This is a genomic window from Thermus tengchongensis (assembly GCF_021462405.1).
Taxonomy (GTDB): domain Bacteria; phylum Deinococcota; class Deinococci; order Deinococcales; family Thermaceae; genus Thermus; species Thermus tengchongensis.
This window is the reverse complement of the sequence record NZ_JAKEDU010000025.1, coordinates 1-5,530: the sequence shown is the minus strand read 5'-3', so window position 1 is coordinate 5,530 and position 5,530 is coordinate 1. Positions and strand designations below refer to the sequence as shown.

The following is a 5,530-nucleotide window of genomic DNA, read 5'->3' as shown; positions in this document are numbered from 1 at the left end:
TGGCCCTGGCGGAGCAGGAGGGGGTGGCCATCGCCACGGAGAGGCTGAAGCATCTCCCCAAAGGGAGAAGAGGGGACGGCTCCGGCAGGGGCTTCCGCCGCCAAGCCCACCGCTTCGCCTACCGCTCCCTCCTGGGGAAGGTGCACGCCTTGGCCCGGAAGCGGGGCATCCAGAGCCTGGAGGTGAACCCCCAGGACACCTCCACCATCGGGATGCTGAAGTACGCCCCCCTCCTGTCCTTGTCCAAGGACGTGGCCGCGGCCTACGTGATCGGGCGGAGGGCCTTGGGGTTCAAGGAGGAGATCCCCAAACCTCTGAAAGCCCTCCTCCAGGACCCCTCCTTTCACGACCGCACCCGCCGCTTCTACAAGGGGCGGATAGCCCAGCTCAAGGAGCGGCACCGTGAGGAGAAGAACCCCTACCTCAGGCGCAGGCTCGGGCGGGAGCTTGCCCAGATGAAGAGAGCTCTCGCCACCCTTCCAAGCCTTCAGGGTGGGCCAGGCGGCCCTGCGGGGTCAACCGCGGGAAGGAACCCCCAGGGCATCCACGCCTGGCGAGCCCTGAGGGTAGGCCTCTTCCTTCCCCTCCTTGGGCAGAAGGTGCCGAGGGATCTCTCGGCTCGCAAGATACGGGCTACGCCCGTGACCAAGCCCATCCTGCTGGGATCGTGGGAGGGGTGGAAGGGAGGCTTAGACCCTCATCCTGGTGGGGGGTCGGCTGCTGCGGCTCCACTCCTGCATGTAGGAGGGGGTAGTGGTGGCTAGAGTTGACCAGGAACCTCCTTGCCGTCCTCATGCTCTCCTACAGCATGGCGGAGATCTGGGCCTGGCTGAACGAGAAGGAGCGCCAGGGCCGCTAAGGCGCGGCCTTTTGCAACCTTCCTTTGCATCCACCCCCAACTCAAGCTTCCTCGAGCCCGTACTCCGCCTTGAGGGCATCGCTGTTTTCCCGAAGGACGCGGGCGAGGTCCTCCGGGAAGCCCTCTTCCGCTTCCGCTTGCACCTCGAGGACCACCCGTACCCGCACGCCGGGCTCTTTGGCCAGCTGAAGCACGATCTCTTTGGCCAGAAGGTCGGCCTCCCGGAGGAGGTCGGTGGGGGGAAGCTCCTTTTTCAGGTAGAACCGCCGAGGCTTGGGCTGGGGCGGGGGAGGGGGTGGGGGAAGGGGTCCTGTGTGAGAGGGAGTCAGCTCCACCGTTGAGGGCTTAGGGGGCTGGCGCTCCTCCTCCTCCGCTTTGGCCTTTTCCGCCAATTCCTTTGCCAGGAGGAACCCCGCCAGGCTAGGGGTAAACCCCCCTTCGCGCCAAAGCACCCCCTTGGGCCGTCCCTCCTCGAGGCGCTCCGCATACCCGAAAAGCCCTTCCTCCACCCCTTTGCGAACGGAGGCCAGGAGAACTTCCTCGCCCTTCAACCGGGGCAGGTAGGGGTAGGTGCAGAAGGCTTCCCAGAGCCAGCCCAAGGGCAGGACCCCCTGGGGCTCTAAGGCGGTAAAGAAGCTGTACCCCTCCAGGGTGTCCTTCAGGAAGCGGGGGTGCCACTCCGTGTAGGCCAGGCTTTCGTTTTTGGCCTTGCTGGCGGCCCGCTCCAGAGGCTTACCGCTTCCCAGGAGGCGGGGGGCCTGGAGCTCCAGCTCGGGGGCCCGGGGGTCGGGCTGGTGGAAGCTGAGGAGGTAGCGGTAGCCTTCCTCCAGGCGGGTGTTCAGGATGGCCTCCGCCTCAGCCAGGCGGGATGCCACCTGCCTCCTGTCCATCTCCCCCAGGTTCAAGCTGGGGGCGTCCTCCAGGATGGACTTCCAGGCCAGAAAGCTCCTTGCGGCCTCCTCCAAGTCCGGCCAGGAGGTGGCGTCCGCCGCCAGGAAGAGGAGGGTGTTGCGGTAGCGCCTTGGGGCCTGTCCCCGCCTTTCCAGGATCTCCCTTGCCAGGCGCTCGGCCTCCGACCCCCCCCTGGTGTGAGAAACCCAAGGGGGCAGGATTACCAGGCGCAAGGCGGGCTCGTCGGGCACGTCCCCGCTCCCCTCGGGAACGGCGTGAACGGCGGCGAAAAGGCTTGGGCGCTCCTTGGTCCAGGCGTGGAGGCGCCCCACCAGCTCCTGGCGCACCCTGTCCTCGTCCAAGGCCGCGGCCCGGTCCTGGGCCATGCGGTTGAGGCTGGGCCGGGTCTCGAACCAGTAGCGGTCCCCCTCGGCGTGGAAGTAGGTGAGCTGGTCGCTGAGGGCTTTGAGGGCGTCGGCCACGAAGGAGGGGTTTTCCCCTGGCTGGACCACCCCCAGGCGCACCCGGATGCCCTCCACGCCCCTGGGCCTTCCGATGGGGGCAGCGGCGGCAGGGGCGGTGGCCATGAAGACGGCCCGGGCGGTGCGCCGGGCCATCTGGTAGCGCCCCAGGTTGGGCCGCGCCTGGTCCAGGAGGAAGGCCTTGGCGTTGGGTCCGTCCACGTCCGTGTCCAGCACCTGGGCGAAGCCCTCGTGGAAGCGGGAAAGGTGGCGGGTAAGCTCGTACCGAGGCCCTCCGGCATCCAGGGGCAGGCTCCCAGGAAGGATCATGAGGGAAGCGTCCCCCCGGCTCCACAGGGTGTGGACCACGGCGGCCATGAGGCGGAGTACCCCCCGGGTGCGCTGGAACCCCTCGAGGGCGGCCCAGTCCCCGTAGAGGCGGTCGAAGAGCTCCGGGTGGATGGGGTAGGCCAGCTTGAGGCGGCGCTCGTAGTCGGCCTCGGCGGTTTCCGCGGGGAACTCCCCTCTGTGCTCCCGGTAAAGGCGCATGAAGGCCTGCACCACGGCGTCCCGGTCCCGGAAGCTTTCCGCAGAGAGGGGCAGGAAGAGCCTGCGGCGCACAATCTCGTAGGACTCGTCCTGGGTAGCGGGCTGCCAGACGCTTTCCAGGCGGCCAAAGACGTTCTGCAGGCGGAGGAGGGCTTCCCGCCCACCCCCTCCTCCCACCTCGGCGTCGGAGGCGGGGAGGGAGGCCACCACCAGGGCTTGAGGGCTACGCTTGGCCGCCTCGGTGAGGGCCTGGGCGAAGGTGAGGTTTTGGTCGAAGGTGCCGGAGGGGAGGTCTTCCTCCCCGTGGAGGTTGCGCAGGTAGGCCACCCACTCATCGATGAGGACCAGGGCGGGGGCGAAGCGGTCGAAAAGCTCCTTGAGGGTGTCGGAGCCTGGGGCCACGCCCCGGAGATCCCCCTCCTCCACCAGGCGGTACCCCTCCACCCCGCCCAGCTGGTAGGCCATCTCCCCCCAGAGGGTGTGGACCACCACCCCTTCCGGCTTGGGGCGGCGCTTGGCGGGGTCCAGGGCGGTGCCCACCAGCACCGCCCGCCGGGCCTTGGGGGCCTGGGTGAGGCCCGCTTCCTTCAGCACCTCCTCCAGGCCCGGCACCTCGTGGGGGTCCAGCCCCCCGCCGAAGAGGTGGTAGAGGGCCAGCATGGAGTGGGTCTTGCCCCCACCGAAGGCCGTCTGGAGCTCCACCACGGGGTCGCCCCCGGCTCCGGAAAGCCGCCTCAGGGCGTTCAGCAGGAGGCGCCTCAGCCCCCCGGTGAGGTGGGTGCGGCGGTAGAACTCCAGGGGGTCGCCGTACTCGGGGCCCGCCTCCCCCCGAAGCACCTGGGCCAGGTCGGCGGCGAACTCGGCCTCGCTGAAGCGGCCCGAGGCCACGTCCGGGTGGGGGGTGGCCACCTCCCGCCAGGGCTTGAGGCCGGAGGGGGTGGGGATCTGGGGAAGCTTGGCCGCTCGCTCCACCTCCCGCTTGGCCTCTTCCTCAAAGCGGCGGCGCAGAAGCTCCCGGGCCAGGCGCCCGGTCTCCTGGGCCTCTTCCGCGGCCACCATCTCCAGGAGGCGGGTCATGGTGTCCAGGGCCCGGTGGGCGTCCTCGAGGGTGAAGGCGTTCTGGTGGGCGTGGCGGTTGCGCACCTCCAAAAGCTCCTTCACCAGGGTGCGCCCCCACTGGCCCAGCTTCTCGTCAAAGACCTCGTGCCAGCGGTAGTCCATGAGCTTGAGGAGGGCCTGGGCGTCGGGGTCTTGCAGTTTGCTCTGGTCGCCCTTCACCACCTCGAGGGCCTGCTGGGCCCACTCCTCCCCGTATACCCGGCGGTACTCCCGCTCCACAAAAGGGCGGAGGCCCGCCTTCAGAAGGTCCAGGCCCCGCCCCACCATCTCCCGGTTGCTGAGCGCCATACACCCCAAGATAAAGGAGGTTGCTCCATGGAGATAAGTGGCTTGCACGTGGAGGCCCGTGCAGGGTTGTTTAGAGGGCAACTCCCCCTTTGGAAAGTTGGGGGCATGGTATCTTGGTCGGAGGATGAAGGGTGGTAAAGGGTCCCCAGGTAGCCTGTCCCATTTTGATAGCGTTCTCACCATGGATCCTCAGGACCGGCCCCTCTACACCCTGCGGGAAGCGGCCCGGTACTTGGGGGTTCCCGAGGCCACCTTGCGCACCTGGGTGTGGGGGCGGCGCTACCCCGTTCAAGGAGGACAGGGGTGGTCTGAACCCTTGATCGTCACCCCTGGGGGTGGCTCTTTGCTCTCCTTCCTCAATCTGGTTGAAGCTAATGTGCTTGCGGCTCTACGGAAGGAACACCGCATCACCATGGGTAAGGTGCGCCAGATGGTGGCCTACGCCCGTGAGAAGCTGGGGGTGCCCCGCCCTCTGCTTTTGGACCTCGAGGTGGGGCTTCGGGATATCTTCCTGAGGGATCCCCAAGGGTTGCTGGCCCTCACCCGGTCGGGGCAGGTGGCCCTCGAGGACATTCTTCGGGACTATCTTTCCCGTGTGGAACGGGACGAGAAGGGATTCCCGGTACGCTTCCGTCCTTCGGTAGCAGGACGGCTGCGAAGCGAGCAAGTGGTCCTGGACCCCCGGGTGGCTTTCGGAGCTCCCACGGTGGCAGGGGTGAAGACCCGGGTGCTGGCTCTCCGGTACAACAGCGGGGAAGCCCTGGAGGCCCTGGCAGAGGACTATGGGCTTCCCTTGGGGGCGGTGCGGGAGGCGGTGGTCTTTGAGGGCGCGGCCGCGTGAGTTTGGTTTATTTTTGTGACCGCAACTTGGGTAAGAGTTTCCCGGGGAAGCTCAGAGAGCTTGGCCTTTGGGTGGAGAAACACGACGACCATTTTCAGCAGGACACCCCTGACGAAGTTTGGATCAAACAGGTGAGCCTTGAGGGATGGATCATCTCAAAACTTGCACCTCCCGAATACCCTGCATAAACACCCCCTTCCCCCCGCAGGCGGGGGCCAAAGACCCAAAGCTCCCAGCTCGGCCATGAGGACCCCCAAGACCACCTCCGGCAGCAGCAGGCGCGCCGCCTCCCGCCCAGCCTCCCGCCAAGAAAGACCTCTCCCGGCTGGAGCTAGCCTCACCCAGTGGGCCAGCAGGTAAGCCAGGAAGGACAACACCAGAAACCGATGCACCCCCAAGGCCGTCCGCTGCCCAAAACGCCCCAGGGAAAACTCCCCCTTCATGGTCCGGAAAAAGTGCTCGATGGTAAACCGCCGCCCCCCGGGAAAGGTGGCCACCACGTACCGCCACTCCCACCCTCCC

The 5,530-nt window shown here is 67.3% G+C and carries 3 protein-coding genes and 2 pseudogenes; 3 read left to right on the top strand and 2 right to left on the bottom strand.

Annotated elements, in window-relative coordinates; genetic code table 11:
• Positions 1 to 764 (top strand): annotated as a pseudogene (locus L1087_RS13075) (IS200/IS605 family accessory protein TnpB-related protein); the annotation flags it as partial.
• A 136-nt stretch (positions 765 to 900) separates the two neighbouring features.
• Here the strand turns inward: L1087_RS13075 and L1087_RS13070 are convergent.
• The gene (locus L1087_RS13070) at positions 901 to 4,167 is read right to left on the bottom strand and encodes a Swt1 family HEPN domain-containing protein (RefSeq protein ID WP_234559309.1); all 3,267 of its coding nucleotides are present in this window, start codon (positions 4,165 to 4,167) and stop codon (positions 901 to 903) included.
• Between the two features lie 181 nt (positions 4,168 to 4,348).
• On the opposite strand from L1087_RS13070, the gene L1087_RS13065 reads away from it, so the two are divergent.
• Together L1087_RS13065 and L1087_RS13060 are read left to right on the top strand one after the other, a co-directional pair.
• A complete protein-coding gene (locus L1087_RS13065) occupies positions 4,349 to 5,008 on the top strand; it encodes a DUF433 domain-containing protein (RefSeq protein ID WP_234559308.1) in 660 nt (219 codons plus the stop codon).
• Entirely contained in the window at positions 5,005 to 5,196 is a 192-nt protein-coding gene (locus L1087_RS13060) for a PIN-like domain-containing protein (RefSeq protein ID WP_234559306.1), read from the top strand. Before L1087_RS13065 ends, L1087_RS13060 begins: the two co-directional genes overlap by 4 nt.
• Here L1087_RS13060 and L1087_RS13055 read toward each other — a convergent pair.
• A pseudogene (locus L1087_RS13055) lies at positions 5,164 to 5,530 on the bottom strand (transposase); the annotation flags it as partial. The gene L1087_RS13060 and the pseudogene L1087_RS13055 overlap by 33 nt on opposite strands.

Excerpts from the sequence above, each read along its gene's own strand:
- L1087_RS13070 (WP_234559309.1), bottom strand. The coding sequence starts at position 4,167 with ATGGCGCTCAGCAACCGGGAGATGGTGGGGCGGGGCCTGGACCTTCTG.
- L1087_RS13065 (WP_234559308.1), top strand. The coding sequence starts at position 4,349 with ATGGATCCTCAGGACCGGCCCCTCTACACCCTGCGGGAAGCGGCCCGG.